The sequence below is a fragment of the Mesorhizobium sp. ES1-3 genome (genome assembly GCF_020164795.1).
Classification (GTDB): Bacteria; Pseudomonadota; Alphaproteobacteria; order Rhizobiales; family Rhizobiaceae; genus Mesorhizobium.
Genome location: NZ_JAIUGW010000001.1, coordinates 376,298 through 396,036, shown reverse-complemented (window position 1 = coordinate 396,036; position 19,739 = coordinate 376,298). Strand labels below are relative to the sequence as shown.

Annotated in this window: 19 protein-coding genes and 2 pseudogenes; 5 read left to right on the top strand and 16 right to left on the bottom strand. The window is 63.2% G+C overall.

The window, feature by feature from the left end:
- Positions 1 to 39 precede the first annotated feature (39 nt).
- From LB536_RS01895 to LB536_RS01880, 4 genes are all read right to left on the bottom strand, one after another.
- Positions 40 to 1,650, bottom strand: a complete 1,611-nt coding sequence (locus LB536_RS01895; protein WP_140756937.1) for an ABC transporter substrate-binding protein — start codon at positions 1,648 to 1,650, stop codon at positions 40 to 42.
- Between the two features lie 66 nt (positions 1,651 to 1,716).
- Entirely contained in the window at positions 1,717 to 2,409 is a 693-nt protein-coding gene (locus tag LB536_RS01890) for an HAD-IA family hydrolase (protein WP_411966526.1), read from the bottom strand.
- 266 nt (positions 2,410 to 2,675) lie between these two features.
- Positions 2,676 to 4,049: an aspartate aminotransferase family protein gene (locus LB536_RS01885; RefSeq protein WP_224589914.1), complete on the bottom strand. Its 1,374-nt coding sequence runs from the start codon at positions 4,047 to 4,049 to the stop codon at positions 2,676 to 2,678.
- 126 nt (positions 4,050 to 4,175) lie between these two features.
- Positions 4,176 to 5,018: a GNAT family N-acetyltransferase gene (locus tag LB536_RS01880; RefSeq protein ID WP_224589913.1), complete on the bottom strand. Its 843-nt coding sequence runs from the start codon at positions 5,016 to 5,018 to the stop codon at positions 4,176 to 4,178.
- A gap of 318 nt (positions 5,019 to 5,336) precedes the next feature.
- Here LB536_RS01880 and LB536_RS01875 point away from each other — a divergent pair, with 318 nt between their 5' ends.
- Entirely contained in the window at positions 5,337 to 6,005 is a 669-nt protein-coding gene (locus LB536_RS01875) for a haloacid dehalogenase type II (RefSeq protein WP_224589912.1), read from the top strand.
- Positions 6,006 to 6,021: 16 nt separating this feature from the next.
- Positions 6,022 to 7,296 carry an NAD(P)/FAD-dependent oxidoreductase gene (locus tag LB536_RS01870; RefSeq protein ID WP_224589911.1) on the top strand — a complete coding sequence of 425 codons (1,275 nt, stop codon included), beginning with the start codon at positions 6,022 to 6,024 and terminating at the stop codon, positions 7,294 to 7,296.
- A gap of 34 nt (positions 7,297 to 7,330) precedes the next feature.
- Here LB536_RS01870 and LB536_RS01865 read toward each other — a convergent pair whose 3' ends face one another.
- The 6 genes from LB536_RS01865 to argE all read right to left on the bottom strand — a co-directional run bounded on the left by LB536_RS01865 (position 7,331) and on the right by argE (position 13,912).
- Entirely contained in the window at positions 7,331 to 8,788 is a 1,458-nt protein-coding gene (locus LB536_RS01865) for an NAD-dependent succinate-semialdehyde dehydrogenase (RefSeq protein ID WP_224589910.1), read from the bottom strand.
- Between the two features lie 17 nt (positions 8,789 to 8,805).
- Positions 8,806 to 9,849, bottom strand: a complete 1,044-nt coding sequence (locus LB536_RS01860; protein WP_224589909.1) for a tartrate dehydrogenase — start codon at positions 9,847 to 9,849, stop codon at positions 8,806 to 8,808.
- A gap of 10 nt (positions 9,850 to 9,859) precedes the next feature.
- Positions 9,860 to 11,323 carry an aldehyde dehydrogenase family protein gene (locus LB536_RS01855; RefSeq protein ID WP_224589908.1) on the bottom strand — a complete coding sequence of 488 codons (1,464 nt, stop codon included), beginning with the start codon at positions 11,321 to 11,323 and terminating at the stop codon, positions 9,860 to 9,862.
- A 149-nt stretch (positions 11,324 to 11,472) separates the two neighbouring features.
- The gene (locus LB536_RS01850; protein ID WP_140808182.1) at positions 11,473 to 11,826 is read right to left on the bottom strand and encodes a cupin domain-containing protein; all 354 of its coding nucleotides are present in this window, start codon (positions 11,824 to 11,826) and stop codon (positions 11,473 to 11,475) included.
- Between the two features lie 24 nt (positions 11,827 to 11,850).
- Positions 11,851 to 12,774: a 2-hydroxyacid dehydrogenase gene (locus LB536_RS01845; RefSeq protein ID WP_224589907.1), complete on the bottom strand. Its 924-nt coding sequence runs from the start codon at positions 12,772 to 12,774 to the stop codon at positions 11,851 to 11,853.
- Between the two features lie 13 nt (positions 12,775 to 12,787).
- Positions 12,788 to 13,912 carry an acetylornithine deacetylase gene (gene argE, locus LB536_RS01840; protein WP_140808178.1) on the bottom strand — a complete coding sequence of 375 codons (1,125 nt, stop codon included), beginning with the start codon at positions 13,910 to 13,912 and terminating at the stop codon, positions 12,788 to 12,790.
- A gap of 230 nt (positions 13,913 to 14,142) precedes the next feature.
- Between argE and LB536_RS01835 the strand changes: the two genes are divergently transcribed.
- Positions 14,143 to 15,045: a GNAT family N-acetyltransferase gene (locus LB536_RS01835; protein ID WP_224590076.1), complete on the top strand. Its 903-nt coding sequence runs from the start codon at positions 14,143 to 14,145 to the stop codon at positions 15,043 to 15,045.
- 289 nt (positions 15,046 to 15,334) lie between these two features.
- On the opposite strand, the gene LB536_RS01830 is transcribed toward LB536_RS01835, so the two are convergent.
- Positions 15,335 to 15,799, bottom strand: a complete 465-nt coding sequence (locus LB536_RS01830) for a hypothetical protein (RefSeq protein WP_140808394.1) — start codon at positions 15,797 to 15,799, stop codon at positions 15,335 to 15,337.
- Positions 15,800 to 15,995: 196 nt separating this feature from the next.
- Here LB536_RS01830 and LB536_RS01825 point away from each other — a divergent pair, with 196 nt between their 5' ends.
- Together LB536_RS01825 and LB536_RS01820 are read left to right on the top strand one after the other, a co-directional pair.
- Entirely contained in the window at positions 15,996 to 16,439 is a 444-nt protein-coding gene (locus LB536_RS01825; protein ID WP_224589906.1) for a MerR family transcriptional regulator, read from the top strand.
- Positions 16,436 to 16,606: pseudogene (locus LB536_RS01820) on the top strand (hypothetical protein); the annotation flags it as partial. The gene LB536_RS01825 and the pseudogene LB536_RS01820, both read left to right, overlap by 4 nt.
- Before the next feature lie 10 nt (positions 16,607 to 16,616).
- Here the strand turns inward: LB536_RS01820 and LB536_RS01815 are convergent.
- From LB536_RS01815 to LB536_RS01795, 5 genes and pseudogenes are all read right to left on the bottom strand, one after another.
- A pseudogene (locus LB536_RS01815) lies at positions 16,617 to 17,428 on the bottom strand (SDR family NAD(P)-dependent oxidoreductase).
- Between the two features lie 122 nt (positions 17,429 to 17,550).
- Positions 17,551 to 17,697 (bottom strand): hypothetical protein, encoded by a 147-nt coding sequence (locus LB536_RS01810; protein WP_224589905.1) that lies wholly within the window; start codon positions 17,695 to 17,697, stop codon positions 17,551 to 17,553.
- 102 nt (positions 17,698 to 17,799) lie between these two features.
- Positions 17,800 to 18,054 (bottom strand): SRPBCC family protein, encoded by a 255-nt coding sequence (locus LB536_RS01805; RefSeq protein ID WP_224589904.1) that lies wholly within the window; start codon positions 18,052 to 18,054, stop codon positions 17,800 to 17,802.
- Between the two features lie 3 nt (positions 18,055 to 18,057).
- Positions 18,058 to 18,657: an NADPH-dependent F420 reductase gene (locus LB536_RS01800; RefSeq protein ID WP_140808175.1), complete on the bottom strand. Its 600-nt coding sequence runs from the start codon at positions 18,655 to 18,657 to the stop codon at positions 18,058 to 18,060.
- 100 nt (positions 18,658 to 18,757) lie between these two features.
- A complete protein-coding gene (locus LB536_RS01795) occupies positions 18,758 to 19,492 on the bottom strand; it encodes an SDR family NAD(P)-dependent oxidoreductase (RefSeq protein ID WP_140808392.1) in 735 nt (244 codons plus the stop codon).
- Positions 19,493 to 19,739 lie beyond the last annotated feature (247 nt).

The window sequence follows — 19,739 nt, the reverse complement described above, 5'->3', positions numbered from 1 at the left end:
GTGCCGGGGACCGGCTGTCCGGTCCCCGGCAGGACCCTCTCAGGCTTCGAGCCACAGGTGTTCGGCCATTGCGTAGCCCATCATGCCACCAAGCGGGTTCGCCTCCAAACCCTTCACCTTGCTGGATAGGGCATCGACGTTGGAAATGTAGGCCGGGATGATGGTGCCCGCCTCCTCGGAGACCATGGCCTGCATCTGGTTGTAGATTTCCTTGCGCTTGGCCTGGTCGAGCGAGCCGCGCGCCTCGATCAGCAGCTTGTCGAACTTCGGGGACTTGTACTGGCTCTCGTTCCAGGGCGCGTTGGAGGCATAAAGGAGCGAGAACAGGATGTCCGGTGTCGGGCGCGGATTGATATTGCCGAAATGGACCGGCGCTTTGAGCCAGTAATTGTCCCAGTAGCCGTCTGCCGGGACGCGCTGCACGTCGAGCTTCATGCCGATGTCGGCGCCGGCGGCCTGGATGATGACAGCCATGTCGATCGACGAGGTCGCGGCGTCGGACGCGACCACCGGGATTGACTGGCCGAGCAGGCCCGCCTTCTGGAAGTGGAACTTCGCCTTGTCGGGGTCGAAAGCCTTCGGCTTAAGGTCGGCATTGTGGAAGATGTTCGCCGGCGAGACAGGCTGGTCGTTGCCGATTTCACCGAGGCCGCGCAGTGCCGATTTGACGATCTGCTCGCGGTTGACGAGATACTTCATGCCGGCCACGAAGTCGGCCTTGTTGCCCGGGTCCATGTCGAGCCGGATGTTGAGATCCGTATAGTTGCCCGAAGTCGTCTTCGAGAGTTCAAAGCCCGGCTGGCCCCCGATGAGCTTCATGGCGCGCGGATTGATCGAGGCCGCGAAATTGATGTCACCGGAAAGCAGGGCGTTGACGCGGGCACTGTCGTCGCTGATGGCGATGAACTCGAAGGAGTCCAGATAGGGCTTGCCCGACTTCCAGTAGTTCTTGTTCTTGGTGACGACGGACCGCACGCCCGGTTCGAACGTCTGCAGCACGAAGGCGCCGGTGCCGTTGCCCTTGGAGAAGTCGGTGGTGCCGTCGGCGACGATCATGAAGTGATGCAGCGAAAGGATGGTCGGAAGGTCGGCGTTCGGGTCGGCGAGCGTGATCTCGACGGTCGATTTGTCGACCGCCTTGAAGCCGGTCATCTGCGCGGCGATCTTGGCGACCTTGGAGCCGACCGCTTTGTCGAGATGGCGCTTCAGCGAGAAGACGACGTCGTCGGCGGTGAGGTCCTTGCCGTCGTGAAAGGTAACGCCCTTGCGTAGCTTCACGGTCCAGGTCTTGGCGTCCTTGCTGTCGAAACTCTCGGCCAGTTCCATCTGCGTGACGCCGTCCTTGTCGAGGAAGGTGAGGCGGTTGTAGAGCGAGCAGCAGCGGACATAGTCGGTGGAGAGCGACGCCTTTGCCGGGTCGAGCGTATCGGCGGTCGAGGACGACCAGCCGGCCGCCTTCAAATTTCCGCCGGAAACAGGCGTGGCGGCGACGGCTTGGGTCGCTCGTCCGAGCACCAAGCTGCCCGCGGCAACCGCGGCGCCGCCGGCCAGCAGCATCTTGAGGAGTTCGCGGCGGCTCGCGCCCCGCCGAATGGCGCTTTCGACCATGGCATCGTCTGCGCTGGTCCAGTTGGTGATCTTGTCGGTCATGTCATTCCCCTTTCTGTTGATTTCTCGGTCCGGATGCCCGTCTTGCCGCGCGCTTTCCGGCCTGGCTTAGGTTCGTTCCTTCAGGCTTTCCCGCACGGCCGCCGCCAGGGCTGCCATCGAGGTGAAGTGGTGGTCCGGCACGGTGAAGCGCTCAGGCTCGATCGTGCCGCCATAGCCCTTCTGCGCATGCCGGCGCTCGATCCAGCAATTGGTCATGCCAAGCGCCCGGGATATGCCGATGTCGTGGTGCTGGCTTTGCGCGACGTGCAGGATGTCGTCCTTGCTGTCGCCATGGGCCGCCACGAAGTCGAAGACCTTCTGGAAAAAGGCCGGGTCCGGTTTCTCGGTGCCTGTATCGTCTGCCGTGAAGGTGGCGAAAAAGGGCAGGCCCAGCTGCTTTTCGAAATGTTCGAGCGCCCAGCGCCGTGCATTTGTCATGGCGATCAGTCTGTGCGACTTCGCAAGGTCTGCCATTGCCGCCGCGCTGTCGGGGAAGCCTTTCCAGAGCTTGGCAGAATCCCGCAGACGGATGCCGTATTTCTCCTCGGCCGGTAGGCCGAGCGGCGGCGCGATGACCCTGTAGACACGAACGAGATCGTCGGGAAACAGGCCTGCATCGGGCATGTAGCGGGCCTGCCGGTAAAGGGCCAGCGCCTCTTCGCCATCGATCGAGACGCCGGCCTCGGCGGCAATGCCAGCCAGGCAGGTCGTAATGCCGCCTTCAAAGTCGATCAGCGTGCCGACCACATCGAAGGTCATGTATTTGAATTTGCTAAAGCCCCTGACCAAGACTGGCTCTCCTCTGCGCTGCCGAAATGCATGTGCTGAACAGAACAAAATTCCGTGCTGCCCGGGGCGTCGGCCGTTTCCGAAGGCCCGGAAAATCGGGCTTTCTGGCCTTGTCTTAGCTGCAGTCTGGCACTTCCCTCGCGCTGGATTTGCCGAAAAGGCGCAAGTGCGCGGCACAAAATTGCGAAATCGTCTGCCCCGGCGATATTTCGAAACCCGACATATTTCGCTGCCCCTCATGCCAGAGCTTGGCGGACATCGGGATCGTCCAGCGTCTGGTCCAGCGTTCGGCGCGTGCGGTCGATGATCGCATCGATATCGCTGTCGGTACAGCACAGCGGCGGCGCGTAGCCGAGGACTCCATGCGCGAAGGCGCGGATGATCAGGCCATTGTCCCACGCCCTGTCGAAGACCCGCCGCGCCGGCATGGCCGAGGCCGGAAGCGGCGTCTTCTTCTGCTTGTCGGTCACCAGCTCTACTGCGGCAAGCATGCCACGACCGCGCACCTCGCCGACGAGCGGATGATCGCTCAGGCCGGCCAATCCCGCCATCAGGCGTGCGCCGGCCTTGATGCCGTTCTCCAAAAGCCCATTTTCATAGAGCTTCAACACTTCGAGCGCGACGGCGGCGCTGACGGGATGGGCGGAATAGGTGTAGCCATGACCGACCGCCGAAGCGCCCGCGCCATCGGCGATCACGTCGTAGACATGATCGGCCATGAACACCGCGCCCATCGGAACATAGCCCGAGGTCAAACCCTTGGCTGTCGTCATGAAATCGGGAACGATGTCCTCCTCCGTGCAGGCGAACAGTGGTCCCGTGCGGCCGAATCCGGTGATCACCTCGTCGGCGATGAACAGGATGCCGTACTCCCGGCAGAGCTCGCGCATCGCCTTGATCCAGCCTTTCGGTGGGACGATGACACCGCCCGAGCCCTGGATCGGCTCGGCATAGAAGGCGGCGACCCGCTTCGGCCCAATCTCCTCGATCTTGGTCTTCAACGCGGTGAGCGAGGCTGCGATGATCGCGTTCCCGTCTTCGCCGGCCGGGTTTCGATAGGGATAGGGGGACGGAATCTTGTGCTGCCATTCAAAAGGGATGCCGAAGCCGACGTGAAAAGCGGGCAGCGCGGTCAGGCCGGCACCGACCACCGACGATCCGTGATAGCCCTGCTCGATCGAAATGAACTGGTCGCGCTGCGGCTCGCCCTTGGCGTTCCAGTAGTAGCGGACGAAACGGATCGTGCTGTCGACCGCGTCCGATCCGCCGAGCGTGAAATAGACGTGATTGAGATCCCCAGGCGCACGCTCGGCCAGTTCCGAGGCGAGGCGGATGGCCGGTTCCGAGCCGAGATCGAAATAGGCGGTAGCGTAGGGAAGTTCGCGCATCTGCCGTGCCGCCGCCTCGACGATGCTGTCATGACCGTAGCCTGCGTTGACGCACCACAATCCTGCGAAACCGTCGACGAGCTGCTTGCCGGACGCATCGGTCACGGTCGCACCCTTTGCCGATTTCAGCACACGCACGCCAAGCGCCTCGTGGCCGCGATATGACGAAACCGGATGAATAAGATGGGCGCGGTCGAGTTCGATCAGGGAATTGGCGAGCATTGATACCTCCGGCTAGAGCATGATGCCGAAAAGCGTGAAGCGGTTTTCGGACGACATCATGCCCTATCCCTTTGATTTAGAGCCGGATTCAGACTTCGGATCGACTTGATCCGAAATCATCCGGCTCTAGCCGAGCGCCTGGTTGGCGAGTGCGTAAACTTTTGGCCGCGCCTGTGCCGCGTCCGGCTTGGATGGACGGTCCATGGTCACGCCGCCGCCGACATGGGCGAGGCCGATTTCCGTGAGCCAATCGGCGATGCCGCTCCTGCTGTCGGTGTCCACGCGCAGGAAGGCACCGGGGCGCGACGCGGCGAAAAAGCTGATCAGGCCCTTGGCGTCCTCGACACTTCCGGCGATCACAGGGCCGATCACCTCGCCGCGTCCAAACGGGCGGATCGCCGCATAGGCCTCGATGGCGCCGTTGCGGCGGACGACGGCGAATTCCCCGCGCTCGGCAAGCGCATCGATCAGAGCTTCACGGTCCGCGCCATAGGCGTCGCGGTCCATCGCCTTGATTTTCGGCAGGTCGACAATGGCCGCGGCCTCCACCCCGGCGGCAGGCGCATCGAGCTCCGCGACATGGCCCTGATGCTGCACGACCGTGCCGGAGGGCACAAAGCCCAGTTTCTCGTAGAGAGGCATGCCATCCCGTGTCGCGACAAGCCGCAGCGGACGGTCTTCGGCAAGGGCGAACGCCTGTTCCATCAGCCGGCGACCGAGCCCCTTGCCTCGCACATTCCTGTCGACAATCACCATGTTGATCATGGCGCATTCATCGCCATAGGGCGTGACCAGGATGGTCCCGGTGACCTGGCCGTGGGCGCCGAGCGCGACCGCGCCGCTGGAGAGTTGCAACGCCATCTGCCAGTCCTGCGGACGATGCGGCCAATTCTCTTGACGCGAAAGCGCGACGGCGCCCTCGATATGGTTCGGCCCGAACGCGTGGATTTTGATCTCTTCCTGCTGCATGAGGCACCCTTCCGTCTGACGTAAGTCTCGACCATCGGCGCGCCGCAGATCGTCTGAAGGCGCTGGCTTCGGCGACATCTTTCGCCGTAGCGTGAGCGGTGCGCCGCATCTTGTGCTGGCGCCGCCCGTGGCGGATGCGTTTCAGGTCAGGGAAGGCAGGCCCATTGACCGTCGGGATGCTACGGCGTGCCAAACCAGCAGGCGGATACGAAACTTTCTGCTTTCGGGAAGGCTATTTCGGTCAGGTGGCTCGCCGCCCGCCGGCCTATGATGAAATATATCCCAACGCGGAAGTGCTTCCACCGGAGATCGACGGACATGGCTTCTTTCAGGCCCAAATATATCACCTTCGACTGCTATGGCACGTTGACCTTCTTCCAGATGGCGGAAGCGGCGCGCGATCTCTATGGCAGCCGGCTCGACGAGCCGCGCATGCAGGAGTTCATCAAGAACTTCGCGGCGTACCGGCTCGACGAGATCCTGGGCGACTGGAAGCCCTATGCCGACGTCGTCCACAACGCGCTCGAGCGCACGTGCAAGCGCAATGGCGTTGCCTTCAGCCCCGATGACGCCAGGCTGGTCTATGAGCGTGTGCCGACCTGGGGGCCTCACGCGGATGTCCCGGCCGGCTTGGCAAAGGTCGCCAAAGAAATTCCGCTGGTCATCCTGTCCAACGCCATGAATGCGCAGATCATGTCCAACGTCGAGAAGCTCGGCGCGCCCTTCCATGCTGTCTATACGGCCGAGCAGGCGCAGGCCTACAAGCCCCGCTTCAAGGCCTTCGAATACATGTTCGATAGGCTGGGCTGCGGCCCGGAGGACGTTCTTCACTGCTCGTCCTCGTTCCGCTACGACCTGATGTCGGCGCACGATCTCGGCATCAAGAACAAGGTCTGGGTCAACCGCGGTCACGAACCGGCCAACCCCTACTACGGCTACGTCGAGATATCAGACATTTCGGGCCTTCCAGGCGTGGTCGGTCTCTAAAACAGGCGGATTGCCGATGAAGTTCGTCTCCTACTGGCACGACACAGCCCCCGCATTTTCCGGCGCGGCGCAAGGCCCGGTCGAGGGGCACTACGATGCCGCCGTCATCGGCGGCGGCTTCACCGGTCTCGCCGCCGCGCGCCAATTGGCGAAGGCCGGCGCCAAGGTGGCGGTGCTGGAAGCGGAGCGCGTGGGCTGGGGGGCATCCGGGCGCAATGGCGGGCATCTGAACAACGGGCTTGCCCATAGCTACCTCTCGGCCAAGGCGGAGCTCGGCAAGGAACGCGCGATCGCCCTCTACCGGGCGCTGGACGACTCCGTCGACACGATCGAGGCGCTGATCGCGCAGGAGAGCATCGACTGCAGTTTCCGCCGTGCCGGCAAGCTCAAGCTCGCCTCCAAGCCGCAGCATTTTGCATCGATCGCCCGTAACTTCGAAGCCCTCCATGCCGAGGTGGATCCGGACACGGCGCTGCTGTCGGTAGACGATCTGAAATCCGAAATCGGTTCGCCTTTCCATGGCGCGATGCTGTCGAAGAAGAGCGCGATGATGCATATGGGCCGCTATGTGGCCGGGCTGGCCACGGCGGCTGCCCGTCACGGCGCAATTATCCATGAGAACGCGGCGGTGACGGATCGCAAGCAGGTGGGAAAAAGGCATGAGTTGACCACGTCGCGTGGCCGCATCAGCGCCGACAATGTGCTGGTGGCGACCGGCGCCTATACCACGCCTGATTTCGGCTATTTCCGCCGCAGGATCATCTCCGTCGGCAGCTTCATCATCGCCACGCGGCCGTTGAGCGACACGGAGATCGCCGCGACCATGCCGGGCAACCGCACTTGCGTGACCTCGATGAACATCGGCAACTACTTCCGGCTTTCGCCCGACAATCGCCTGATCTTCGGCGGCCGCGCACGCTTCTCGGCGACATCGGACCAGCGCTCCGACGCCAGGAGCGGCCAGATATTGCAGGCAAGCCTGGCCACGATCTTCCCGCAACTCGCCAGGGTCGAGATCGACTATTGCTGGGGCGGGCTGGTCGACATGACCAAGGACCGCTTTCCGCGGGCCGGCTACCATGACGGGGAGTGGTACGCGATGGGCTATTCCGGCCACGGCGCGCAGCTTTCCACCCATCTCGGCATGGTCATGGCCGATGCCATGCTCGGCCGCGACGACCGCAATCCGCTGAAAGGACTCGAGTGGCCTGCCATCCCAGGCTATTCGGGCAAGCCCTGGTTCCTGCCTATTGTCGGCCTCTACTATAAGGCGCTCGACCGGATCCAGTGACCTCCGATCCGGCCCGGCCTCGGCAAAAATCGCCTCAGCCGAGCCCGCCCATGTGAAAGCTCTTCATCTCGAGATATTCCTCGATGCCCGCCTGCGCGCCTTCGCGCCCGAGGCCGGACTGTTTGACGCCGCCGAAGGGCGCCACCTCCATCGAGACCGAGCCGGTGTTCAAGCCCACCATGCCGAACTCCAGCGCTTCGCCGACGCGCCAGGCGCGTTTCAAATTTTCGGTGTAGAAGTAAGAGGCAAGCCCGTAGGGCGTGCCGTTGGCCAGCGCGATCGCTTCCTCTTCCGTCTCGAAACGGAAAAGCGGTGCGACCGGGCCGAAGGTCTCCTCGTCGGCAAGCTGCATTTCGTTCGTGGCGCCGGTCAGCACCAGCGGCGCGACATATTGCAGGCCCTCCGGCAAAGCCGGCTTCTGCGTGATGATCTCGGCACCCTTGGCGAGCGCGTCCTCGACGTGGCGGTTTATCTTTTCCACCGCCGCCATGTTGATCATCGGCCCGATCGCGATGCCGGGCTGCGTGCCGGGCCCCACCGTCATGGCGTTGACACGGGCGGTGAGCTTCGCGGCGAAGGTTTCATAGACGCCGGCCTGGACAAGGATGCGGTTGGCGCAGACGCAGGTCTGGCCGCCATTGCGGAATTTCGAGACGAGTGCGCCCTCGACGGCGAGATCGAGATCGGCGTCGTCGAAAACGATGAAGGGTGCGTTGCCGCCGAGTTCTAGACTCAAGCGCTTCACGCTGTCGGCCGCGCCGCGCATGAGCAGCGAACCGACTCGCGTCGAGCCGGTGAAGGAGATCTTGCGAACCGTCTCGTTCGCCATGATCTCGTTGCCGATCTCGGCCGGCATGCCGGTGACGATGTTGATGACGCCGGGGGGGATGCCGGCCCGTTCGGCGAGCACGCCGAGCGCCAGTGCCGAATAGGGCGTGAACTCGGACGGCTTGATCACCACCGTGCAGCCGGCGGCCAGCGCCGGCGCGACCTTGCGGGTGATCATCGCGTTGGGAAAGTTCCACGGCGTGATGATGCCGCAAACACCGACCGGCTCCTTCAGCACGATGATGCGGCGGTCTGATGTGGGCGAGGGGATGGTGTAGCCGTTGATGCGGCGCGCTTCCTCGGCAAACCATTTGACGAAGGATGCGCCGTAGCGGATCTCGCCCTTGGCCTCGTCCAGCGGCTTGCCTTGTTCCGTCGTGAGGATCAGCGCCAGATCGTCAAGATAGGCCAGCATCAGGCCATGCCATGCTTCCAGGAGCGCCGCGCGTTCGGCGTTGGTCTTCTTCCTCCAGTCCCGATAGGCGGAAGCCGCGGCCTCTATCGCCGCGCGGGTCTCCGCACCGGCCATGTCGGGCACTGAGCCGATCGCCGACTGGGTCGCCGGGTCGAGAACATCGACCGTTTTGCCGGAGCGGGCAGCGACCCACTTACCGTCGATCAGGCCGGCTTCGCGGAAGAGACTTTTGTCTTTCAGGTTTTTCATCGAAAACGACCTTGCAATCAGGAGAGTGCTGTCACGACGGCGGCCGTGATGGTCTCCGTTCTGTCTTTGCCAGGAGTGGTGCCAATGCCGCGCGCGGTTGTCGCTTCGATGGCTTTCAGGATGCGGCCGGCCGCGGCCGTTTCGCCGAGATGTTCGAGCATCATCGCGCCGGACCATATGGTGGCGATCGGGTTGGCGATGCCCAGATGCGCGATGTCGGGCGCGGAGCCGTGCACCGGCTCGAACATGGACGGCGCCGAGCGGTCGGGGTTGATGTTGGCGGAGGCGGCGTAGCCGAGCCCGCCCTGGATCGCCGCGCCGATGTCGGTGAGGATATCGCCGAACAGGTTGGAGGCGACGACCACGTCGAGGCTCTCCGGCGCCATGATCATGCGCGCGGCCAGCGCGTCGACATGATAGCTGGTCACAACGACGTCAGAGTACTCCGCAGCCAGCTTTCGCGTGATCTCGTCCCAGAACACCATCGAATATTTCTGCGCGTTGGACTTGGTGACGGAGGCCAGCTTGCCGCGCCGTGTCCGCGCCTGCTCGAAACCGAAGCGCAGGATGCGCTCGACGCCGGCGCGGGTGAAGATCGAGGTCTCCACGGCGACCTCGTCCAGAGTGCCTTGATGCACACGCCCGCCGGCGCCCGAATATTCGCCTTCCGTATTCTCACGAATGCACAAAATGTCGAAGCTCTCGGCCCGCAGCGGCCCCGTCACACCCGGCAGCAGGCGGTGCGGCCGGATGTTGGCATATTGCACGAATGCCTTGCGGATCGGCAGCAGCAGGCCGTGAAGCGAGACGGAATCCGGCACCTCCATCGGCCAGCCGACCGCGCCGAGCAAGATGGCGTCAAAGCCGCGCAAGGTTTCGATGCCGTCCTCCGGCATCATACGGCCAGTGTCCTTGTAGAACTTGCAGGACCAGGGGAAATCGGTTCCGGCCAGGGTAAAACCTGCGTGCCTGGCCGCCGTATCCAGCACAGACCAGCCGGCGGCGGTCACATCGCGGCCGATGCCGTCACCGGGGATCAGGGCGATCGAATAGGACTTCATCGGCATCTCTCTAGAGGCTGATCAGGACGCTTTTGGTCCTTCGATTGGCGAGATAGGCTTCACGGCCGAGGTCCTTGCCGATGCCGGAACGCTTGTAGCCGCCGGTCGGCAGGATATGGTCGCGCGAGCGGCTGTAGCGGTTGACCCAGACGGTGCCTGCTTCGAGCTTGCGCGCGAAGCGGATGGTGCGGGAGAGGTCGGAGGTGAACAGGCCGGAAGCCAGCCCGTAGGTCGAATGGCTCGACAGCGCCAGCGCCTCCTCCTCGGTCTCGAAGGTCTGCACCGTCAGGACCGGGCCGAAGATTTCCTCGACGATTGCAGGATTGGACTGGTCGACACCTCCAATCAGCGTCGGCTCGTAGAAATAGCCGGCGTGGTCCATGGCATTGCCGCCAGTCAGGCATTCGCCGCCTGCCTCGACCGCTGCCCGCACGATGCCGTCGATACGCGCCCGTTGTCGTTCGGAGATGATGGGGGAGTACTGCGTCGTCGCATCCCAGGTCGGGCCGGGCCGCACCGCCTTCATCTTTCCCAGGATAGCGGCCGTCAGCCTTTCGGCGACGCTTTTCTCGACGATAAGGCGCGTGCCGGCCACGCAGGCCTGGCCGGCGTTGAACGTGACGCTGCCGGCAATTGCGATGGCCGCCTTGTCGAGATCGGCATCGGCAAAGACGAGCTGCGGGCTCTTGCCACCGAGTTCCAGCGTCAACGGCTTGACGCCGGTGCGGGCGACATTCTCCATGATGGCCGATCCGGCGCGGGTCGAGCCGGTGAAGGAGACCTTGGCGATGTCGGGATGACCGGTCAGCGCCGTGCCGGTCGTCGGACCATCGCCCAGGACCACGTTGACGAGCCCAGCCGGCAGGCCAGCCCTGACAGCGAGCTGCGCGATGTAGACGGTCGAGAACGGCGTCATCTCGGAGGGCTTCAGCACAACCGCGTTGCCCGCCGCCAATGCCGGACCGAGCTTCCACCCGGCCATCGACAGGGGAAAATTCCAGGGCGTGATCGCGCCGACCACGCCATAGGGCTCGCTCATGATCATGCCGAGACTGCCGTCGTCGGTCGGCGCCAAGTCGCCGCCTTCCTTGTCGGCGAATTCGGCAAAGAAACGGATCTGCTCGGCGGTAATGGCGATGTCGCCGGCGACAAGCTGGCCGACGGGTCGGGTCGAGCACAGCGCCTCGATCTTGGCCAGTGTTGCCGCTTCCGCTTCGATCAGATCGGCCCAGGCCTGGAGTGCCTTGGTGCGCTCACGCGGCCGGACGCCGCCCCAGTTGCTGGCCTTCAGCGCGGTCTTGGCGCTCTCCACCGCACGGTCGACCATGTCTATGCCGGCCACGGGACAGGCAACATATGATTTGCCATCCGACGGGCGGCATATCTCGATCCCGTCCTCAGCCGAGATCAACTCCCCGCCGATGAAATGACCGACGGGAAGGGGGATCGTATCGGGATCGAAGCTCAGGCTCATCGACAACCACTCCGCGGCATCGGCAGGAGCCTAGCGCGTCCCGGCACGCAGCATGCGCTGTTCGGGGTTCCGCCACCGACGAATGTTGTGTGCTGGGTGCGGGGGACGGCAAAATCTTCCGCGCCGGCCAGCACCTCGCTCGGATTCTGTCATCCCACGGTCACGTAGATCTTGCGCACCGTTTCGATCGTTTTCCAAATACCGGTGAAGCCAGGCTTCATCACGAAACTGTCGCCGGCGCGGTAGGTCATCGTCGCGCCGGCATCGGGCGTGATTTCTATCACGCCGGAGAGGATGTGGCAGAACTCGAATGTCTCCCCCTTGATCGAGCGCGTTTCGCCTGGGGTCGCTTCCCAGACGCCTGTATGGACGAGGTCGTTCTTGGCGACATCCTGCGCCCAGGTCTTGAAGGCAGGGTCGCCGGCAATCAGCCGCTCAGGCAGCGCCTTGGATTCGCGTGGCGAAAAGCTTGGGTTGGTATCGACGGTTTTGAGCAGCGACATGAGGACGGCCTTTCTGGTTGGACTTCAATAACCGCGCGACCGGTCGACGAGCCCGATCGGCTCGACACCGTCGCGGTGGCGCCTGATGTTGTCGATGACGGCGCGTGCGGCGGTCGCGGGCTGGGTGACGCTGGCGACATGCGGGGTGAGGATGATCTTTGGATGCGACCAGAACGGATGGTCCGCAGGCAGGGGTTCAGGATCGGTCACGTCGATCATCGCCGCTGAAAGGCGGTCGCGGTCGAGTGCGGTGACAAGCGCGGCGTGGTCGAGCTGCGGCCCCCGACCTGTGTGAATGAGCGCCGCGCCTTCGGGCAGTTTCGCGAACAGGTCGGCATCGAGGAAGCTGCGGGTGTCCTCGGTCAGCGGCAGCAGGCAGATCAATATGTCGCTGGCCATGAGCATCCTCTCCAGCCCGATCTCGCCGTGATGGCAGGTCACGCCTTCGATCTGCCGCGGCGAGCGGCTCCAGCCGGCGAGGGGAAACCCGAAGGGCTTCAGCCGGTCAAGGACGGCCTGGCCGAGCTGCCCAAGGCCGAGCACGCCGATCCGGCGCGATCCGGCCTGGAGTTGCAGGACGTCACGCCATTCGCCGGCGCGCTGCTGCGCCAGATAGGCCGGCAGGTTGCGGTGCAGGGCAAGTACGGCCAGCGTTACATACTCCTGCATCATGCGCACGATGCCCTCCTCGACCATGCGCACGATCTTCACCTTCCCAGGCACCGCCTCGAGGCGAAACTGGTCGACACCAGCGCCGATTGAAAACAGGACTTCCAGGTTCCTGTAGCGGGCGAGGTTCTCCGGCACCGTCCAGGTGATCAGGTAACGCACGGTGTCGGGATCGACTGTCCCAGCATCAATCGCGAAGGGGATGTCCGGCAATTCTTTGGCGAAAGCGTCGGCGAAGACCGCGCCGCGCCGCGCATCGGAATTGAACAGGAATGTCATTTCCGGTTCCCCTTCAGGCCGTGCAACGGACACCCAGCGCTTCGATCATCCGCTGGCAGGCGGCGAGTTCACCGGCGAGAATGAATTCGTCCGGCTTGTGGGCGCGGGCAATGTCGCCCGGGCCGCAGATGATCGCGTCGAAGCCGGCAGCCTGGTAGAGCCCGGCCTCCGTGCCGTAGCTGACGGCGGCAAGCGGCGCTTCGCCGGTCAACTCGCCCAGCAGTGCCGCCAGGCTCGCGTCTTGCGGCAGCGATAGCGCCGGATAGGCGCTCATTGGCGCCCACTCTATCCGAAAGCCTCCGGCCGCGAGTGCTTCGGCCCGCGCCTTGACCGGCGCGAGCAGGCTGGCAGGGTCGACACCGGGTATGGCACGCGCCTCGAGGTCCAGCGTGCAGCTGTCGGAGATGATGTTGACAGACCGTCCGCCCGCGATCACGCCGGCCTGCAGCGAAGAATAGGCTGGCTCGAAGACAGGGTTGAAAGGACCATGCGTCAGCTGCTCGGCTTCACTCACGGCAGCGGCGAGCACTTCGGACATCGCATGGATGGCGTTGAGCCCGAGATCGGGCCGGGAGGAATGGCCCGAGCGCCCCTTGATAATCACGCGGGCGGCCGCCTTGCCCTTGTGGCCACGCACGGCGCGCATGCCGCTCGGCTCGCCGACGATCACGCCGAGCGGCTTTGCGCAAAGGTCGGGAAGCCGGGCGATGAGATGCGGCACACCGCGGCACCCAATCTCCTCGTCGTAGGAGAAGGCGAGGTGGATCGGCCTGGCAAGGCGCAGGCCCGCCATATGAGATACAGCCGCGAGCGCCGCGGCAAGAAACCCCTTCATGTCCGTGGTGCCGCGTCCGTAAAGGCGTTCGCCGTCCGGGCGCAGCGTGAAAGGAGCAGAGGTCCATTGCGGCTCGCCAGCGGGAACGACGTCCATGTGGCCGGACAAGATGTAGCCCGGGACGTCGATGGGGCCGATCGTTGCGAAAAGATTGGAGCGGTCGCCTTCCGGTCCTGGGAGCAGGGTTACCTTCGCTCCTTTTTCCGCGAGATAGGCCTCGATCCAGCCAACGATGTCATCGTTTGGCTTGCCGGCGACCGATGGAAAGGCGACGAGGCGGTCGAGGATATCGAAGACGTCCATTCCTGCCCTCAAACATTTGGGTGCGCCGATTGGTGCCGTCGACCATAAGCTGCAACAATTCGAAAGAGGATGTGCGGCTTCTTTCGCGATTGCGTGCCGAAAGCGGAAGTGTTTCAGTTGAATCTTGCGTCGATGTGCGGCTTTCTAGCAAATCGTATCGATGGTTTGTTTTAGCGTTGGCAGGAGCATGGGTGGCCTGTGTGTCACTCGTTACGCGGTCTTTCAGAGGCATGGAATTGAAGCCGTCCGGAAGCTTGAAAATCGATGCCTTCTCGATGCGGATCGGCGACATCGAAGGCGTCGAACTCGACCGGTTGCACGCGCACTCTCTATCCGTGGGATGGCCGCATCGCGCCGAGGACTGGCAATTCCTGCGCGAATCGGGACGGGGGTTCGTTGCGCTCGACGAGATCGGCCGGGTGCTCGGCTCGGCCATGTGGTTCCCGCATGGCGACGATTTCGCGACCGTTGGGATGGTCATCACCTCGCCGCGGCTGCAGACGCTGGGAGCCGGCCAGTGGCTGATGAAGCGAGTCTTCGACAACGTGGTCGGGCGCAACTTGCGCCTCAATGCGACCCGGGCGGCAAAGCGGCTCTATCTTTCGCTCGACTTCAAGCCGGAGAAGACCGTCTATCACTGCCATGGGATTGCCCGCGCCGCCACGGCGGCTGGAATAGACAGGGAGTGTGGCGAGGTGCGTCGGCTGGTGGCCGAGCACTTGCCGGCGATCATCGCGCTCGATGCGGTCGGTTTCGGGGTGCATAGAGCGGCACTTGTCGAAAAGCTGTTCGAACAATCTGTTGGCTACGGGCTCTTCGACGAGGGGGCGCTCAAGGCCTTCGCTCTCTGCCGGCCCTTCGGCCGCGGCCATGTCGTCGGTCCGGTCATCGCGGAGCGAGATACCGATGCCATCGCAGTGGTCCGGCCGCACATCGCCGATCATTCGGGCAGTTTCCTCCGGGTGGACACGCATATGGGAAGCGGCGAATTCGCCGCCTTTCTGGCGCACAGCGGAATGCCGGTCTTCGACACCGTACTGACCATGTCGATGGGCAAACGCCTCGTCGATTTTGCGGTCGACGGTGCGGCTACACCGGTAACTTATGCTCTGGCCAGTCAAACTCTCGGATAGGTCAGCCGAGGATGCGGGCCGTCGCGGCTGCCTAAGCTGACGGTATTTTTGCAGGCGGCGTCGGGGCGCAGCCAAACGTTCCGAGGTCTGGAAATCAACCGACCGTCTCCGATAGTTGGTGAAACCCCTAAATTTTTTGCGACGATTTTCTCTTTAAAATCAGAAGCGTAACTTTTTGACGGTCTTCATGTCGGCATTCGCTCGGCGTTGTAGCGGGCTCCAGGAAAGTGCTGCTCAGCGATAGACATCGATAGTCGTCGAACGACGCATTTGCTGAAACAACCGCAGTTCAACTGGAATGCGAAGTGCGCAAGGCTTTGTGTGGCAGATATTTGTCCAGTCCCCAGAGCAATAGTCCGAACACCAAGTGCGGCACGAACGACGCCGGAATAAGTTTCGGACCGACATTGAATCCTGCAAGCCCCCACCCTACGAACGGGAAGAAGACCACAAGGATCACCAGCCAAAGTGCTCCGGCGAGCGCCAATGCCGTCGTGAGATCGCGCCGCGAAAAATAGCGTACGAAGATCACCGCCCAGAATGTCACGTAGGCGGCGTGGAACAGCAAGCCTACCGGCAACGGCAGCGACCGGCCCAACAAGGTCTCCGCGAAAGCCAGCGAAGGTGGTTTTGGAAAAGGCGATGCGCCGGCAGCTGTCAGTGCAAGCATCACGATGGCTGTAATCACCGCAATGACCACGCCGATGCCGATGGCTCTCCGCCATGAGCGGCCATTGGCGTTAGTGTTTGTCATCGACTTCCTCCTTCGAGTGTCAAATATCGCTCGGCGGCTATCGCGCGATAAGCGCAGCGACAACGATCGGCTAGATGGCCGGCCAGGGCTTCGTGCGGTTTCATTCTCGTTCCCTCTCCTGGCGATCGGTTCTAGCCAGAACATAAGGCCTCAAGTAGCTTGAGGTTCAAGTCCTTTCGAACAAGGAGCCGACGTCATGAAAATAGGCGAACTCGCGCAGCGAACCCGCACGAACGCGCCCACTATCCGCTACTATGAGGAGATCGGGCTGCTACCTGTTCCGGCACGGCGTGCCGGCGGCCAACGGACCTACGACGAGCCCGACCGCAGACGGCTGGCTTTCGTCCGGCAATGTCGCGAGTTCGGATTTCCAATCGAACAGGTCCGCTCGCTGGTCAAGCTGACGGAGGATAGTGACCGGTCGTGCATGGAGGCGCGCTCCATCGCGCAGGTTCATCTCGGCGCGGTACGCGAGAAGGTCGTGGAATTGAAAGGACTGGAACGCACCTTGGCCGATTTCATCGAACGCTGCGATGCAATCTGCTACGGAGGCCCAGGACCGGACTGCGTGATCCTCAAGGACATGGCGGAGCCGGTGTCCGGCGACGCGCCCCTTACAGGTCGAAGGAAGCGCCGGTGATCAAAACCGCGATTGTCTATCTCGCCGCCGCGTTCTTCGAGATCGCCGGCTGTTTCAGCTTCTGGACGTGGGTTCGCGAAGGGAGGTGGTGGCTCGCGCCTGGTGTTACGTCGCTGGCACTGTTTGCATGGCTGTTGACACAGACCGACACCGCCGCTGCCGGGCGAGGCTAGACGCTTAGGCGACGAAGCGGATCACGCCGCCATCCACGCGCAGAGCCGCGCCAGTGGTTGCGGAGGCCTGCTCCGAGCACACATAGACGATCATGTTGGCGACCTCGTCGGTGGTCGCGAAACGCTGGATGAGGGTGGTCGGACGCATAGTCCTCAAGAAGCCTTGTTCGGCTTCCTCTTGCATGGTTCCGTTTGCCCAGCCTGCTTCGCCATAAAGTCACCCAGGATCTCAGACCGGGTAGGTCCCGGCAGGACGGCGTTGACGGTGACACCCGTGCCCGCGACCGCCTCGGCAAGACCGCGCGAGATCGCGAGTTGCGCGGTCTTGGTCATGCCGTAGTCGAGCATCTCCTTGGGAATGTTGACCGCGGACTCGCTGCTCACGAACACGACGCGGCCCCAGCCCTTCGCCACCATGCGCGGCACGTAGTGACGCGTCATGCGCACGCCGCTCATCACGTTCAGCTGGAACAGGCCAAGCCGGTCCTCGTCGGGGATCTTCGCGATGTCCTCGACGCCGTTGTAGTCCCGGATGTGAGCCGTACCCACATTGTTCACGAGGATATCGGCGTCGGGCGCCTGCGCGAAGAATGTGTCGGCGCCCTCCGCGGTCGACAGATCGGCGGCGACGCCGGAGATCTCGCTGTCCGGGAAAGACTGGCGCATCTGCCGCACCGCCTCGTCGACCCGGGCATTCCCACGGCCATTAATGACGACCGACGCCCCGGCGCGAGCTAAACCCTCCGCGGTGGCGCGGCCGATGCCTGCCGTCGACCCGGTGACGATCGCCGTCCGGCCCTTGAGTTTGATATTCATGTCATTCATCTCCTGTTGTTGTTGTGAGCGGCTAAGGCGATCGATGCGCTGAAGCGCATCGTTCCCCTCGACCGAGAGCCTTGAAACCTGGCCCGTGCGGCCCAGGCTTCAGGACAAATGCACTAACCTGCCTTTTTCGCGACATCCGCCTCCGCCGCGCGGGCGAGGCTTTCGACCCATTTCTGGTGATAGCGGTAGAGCGCACCGGGATGCTTGCGTCCGAGTTCCTCGAGGAACCGGGGGCCTTGCTGTGTCTCCTCGGTCAGCACATGACAACCATCGCTCGTGGGAGTGATGACCCAGCCGTGGTACGCGCTCGAGCCGGTCTCGTCGCCATCGACGGTCGTCGCCCATGCAAGCCTGCGGAAGGGCTAGCATTCCGTCACGACCAGACTCATCGGGAATCCGACCGTCACCCGGCTGTATTTGGCTCCGAGCGCAAGTTCCGGCTCACCGGTCAGGATCTTGACCTGATCCTCGGCAGGAAAGTAGCTCGACCAGTTCTCGGCGTGGGCCAGCAGCCTCCATACCACTTGAGGGGGCGCCTTCGCGTCGATGTCATTGAGCGCATAGATGGCCGGCGTTTTGGGATCGTACTTCTCGGGCCAAATCACACGGTCGTACATCGATTACTGCTCCTTCTTGAACAAATCCTGGAAGATGAGCTGGCCCCAAACGCGGCCGCGTGCGTGCACCAGCGCGCCACCCTCGTTGAGCTTTCCCAGCTTGACGGGTGCGAACCCGAGTTGTTTGGCCAAGGCCGCCACGGGAACGATCGCGTCCTCGTCGTCGCTCGACAGAAAGACGACCCGGTGCCCGCCTTCGACGATCGGATCGGCAGCCAAAGTGGCCGCAATCAGGTGATTGAAGCCTTTCACGAACTTGGCGCCGGTGAACGCCTTCGCGACGAAGGCGGAGGACGGGAGACCGTCCAACTCCTCAGGGGGGACTAACGCGTTCATCGCGTCGATGACCGTCTTGCCTTTCCAACTCGGCAGGGCCTTCGCAACCTCGCGATGCTCGCCGAACGGGACCGCCAAGATGATCGTGTCGGCCTCGAGCGCGTCCCGCAGCGACTTGGCGACGACCGTGGGTCCAATCGCCCCAGCCTGCGGCGCCAACGCCTCGGGCGGCCGGCGGCTCGCGACGGCCACCTCGATGTTTTTACGGGCGAAGGCGTGGGCGAGGGCCTGGCCAATCTTACCGAATCCTACAATCGCATAGCTCATGATACTTCTCCGATCCATGTTGATATTGGTTCCCCGGCTCTCAACGGCACCGGGTTGTCTGTTCCCGCCGATCAGCCGCTTCCCGCGATCCGGCGCGATTTCAGATCGCCGAGAATCCTCCGTCGACAGACAACTCCAGCCCATTCACGAAGCTCGAATCGTCTGAAGCCAAAAACAGCGCGGCCGCCGCAATTTCCTCGGGACGCCCCATCCTTCCCCGCGGGATCAGGGATTCGAACATCCGCTTCGCCTCCTCGGTGAGAACTTGGTCCTGCATCGGTGTGGCGATCGGCCCCGGGTGCAGCACGTTCACCCGGATATTTCTGCTCTTCAGTTCGTTGAGCCACCCGCGTGCGAATGCGTGCAACGCCGCCTTGCTCGCCGCATACACGCTGTAACCAGGAAAACCTTTCAGCGAAGCCACTGATCCGGTCATGAAGATCGATCCGCCATCGTTGAACAGCGGCAACGCCTTCTGAACCGTGAACAGCGTGCCGCGCGTATTCAGGCCGAAGGTCGCATCGAAATGCTGCTCGGTAATCTCGCCCAGTGGGACGGCTTCGCCCGTGCCGGCGCTCGCATACAGGACGTCGATCTTGCCTTTTTCCCGCTTGACCGTGTCGAACAGGCGGTCGAGGTCGTCGAGATTGGCGGCATCGCCGCGCACGCCGGTCACGTTCCGGCCAATCAGCCTGATGGCCTCGTCCAGCGCCTCCTGCCTCCGGCCCGTGATGAAAACGTAGGCGCCTTCTTCGACGAACCGCTTGGCGCTCGCCAGCGCCATGCCGCTCGATCCGCCCGTGACGACTGCAACTTTACCGTCTAGCTTTCCCATGACTTCTCCTTTTGTGATGTCGGACAGCATCTGCCTCCGAGAACCTCGAAATGGGTCCGCCGGCGTCAGTTGTTGAGTGCGGAAGCGCGCACATCGGTGGTGCAAAATCGATCCGGCTGGGCGACTGACGCCGGCCGCGACGATCGGTATCAGTCGTTCGGAATTGGGTCGCGCTCGTCGATCTAAGCTTTGATGGCGGCCGTACTGCTGTACGATGCGTTCGATACGGACTTTGGAAAGCGCACCA

What these genes read in the sequence shown, in the direction of transcription:
- LB536_RS01895 (WP_140756937.1), bottom strand. Translation starts at nt 1,650, where the DNA reads ATGACCGACAAGATCACCAACTGGACCAGCGCAGACGATGCCATGGTC.
- LB536_RS01890 (WP_411966526.1), bottom strand. Translation starts at nt 2,409, where the DNA reads ATGACCTTCGATGTGGTCGGCACGCTGATCGACTTTGAAGGCGGCATT.
- LB536_RS01885 (WP_224589914.1), bottom strand. Translation starts at nt 4,049, where the DNA reads ATGCTCGCCAATTCCCTGATCGAACTCGACCGCGCCCATCTTATTCAT.
- LB536_RS01880 (WP_224589913.1), bottom strand. Translation starts at nt 5,018, where the DNA reads ATGCAGCAGGAAGAGATCAAAATCCACGCGTTCGGGCCGAACCATATC.
- LB536_RS01875 (WP_224589912.1), top strand. Translation starts at nt 5,337, where the DNA reads ATGGCTTCTTTCAGGCCCAAATATATCACCTTCGACTGCTATGGCACG.
- LB536_RS01870 (WP_224589911.1), top strand. Translation starts at nt 6,022, where the DNA reads ATGAAGTTCGTCTCCTACTGGCACGACACAGCCCCCGCATTTTCCGGC.
- LB536_RS01865 (WP_224589910.1), bottom strand. Translation starts at nt 8,788, where the DNA reads ATGAAAAACCTGAAAGACAAAAGTCTCTTCCGCGAAGCCGGCCTGATC.
- LB536_RS01860 (WP_224589909.1), bottom strand. Translation starts at nt 9,849, where the DNA reads ATGAAGTCCTATTCGATCGCCCTGATCCCCGGTGACGGCATCGGCCGC.
- LB536_RS01855 (WP_224589908.1), bottom strand. Translation starts at nt 11,323, where the DNA reads ATGAGCCTGAGCTTCGATCCCGATACGATCCCCCTTCCCGTCGGTCAT.
- LB536_RS01850 (WP_140808182.1), bottom strand. Translation starts at nt 11,826, where the DNA reads ATGTCGCTGCTCAAAACCGTCGATACCAACCCAAGCTTTTCGCCACGC.
- LB536_RS01845 (WP_224589907.1), bottom strand. Translation starts at nt 12,774, where the DNA reads ATGACATTCCTGTTCAATTCCGATGCGCGGCGCGGCGCGGTCTTCGCC.
- argE (WP_140808178.1), bottom strand. Translation starts at nt 13,912, where the DNA reads ATGGACGTCTTCGATATCCTCGACCGCCTCGTCGCCTTTCCATCGGTC.
- LB536_RS01835 (WP_224590076.1), top strand. Translation starts at nt 14,143, where the DNA reads ATGGAATTGAAGCCGTCCGGAAGCTTGAAAATCGATGCCTTCTCGATG.
- LB536_RS01830 (WP_140808394.1), bottom strand. Translation starts at nt 15,799, where the DNA reads ATGACAAACACTAACGCCAATGGCCGCTCATGGCGGAGAGCCATCGGC.
- LB536_RS01825 (WP_224589906.1), top strand. Translation starts at nt 15,996, where the DNA reads ATGAAAATAGGCGAACTCGCGCAGCGAACCCGCACGAACGCGCCCACT.
- LB536_RS01805 (WP_224589904.1), bottom strand. Translation starts at nt 18,054, where the DNA reads ATGTACGACCGTGTGATTTGGCCCGAGAAGTACGATCCCAAAACGCCG.
- LB536_RS01800 (WP_140808175.1), bottom strand. Translation starts at nt 18,657, where the DNA reads ATGAGCTATGCGATTGTAGGATTCGGTAAGATTGGCCAGGCCCTCGCC.
- LB536_RS01795 (WP_140808392.1), bottom strand. Translation starts at nt 19,492, where the DNA reads ATGGGAAAGCTAGACGGTAAAGTTGCAGTCGTCACGGGCGGATCGAGC.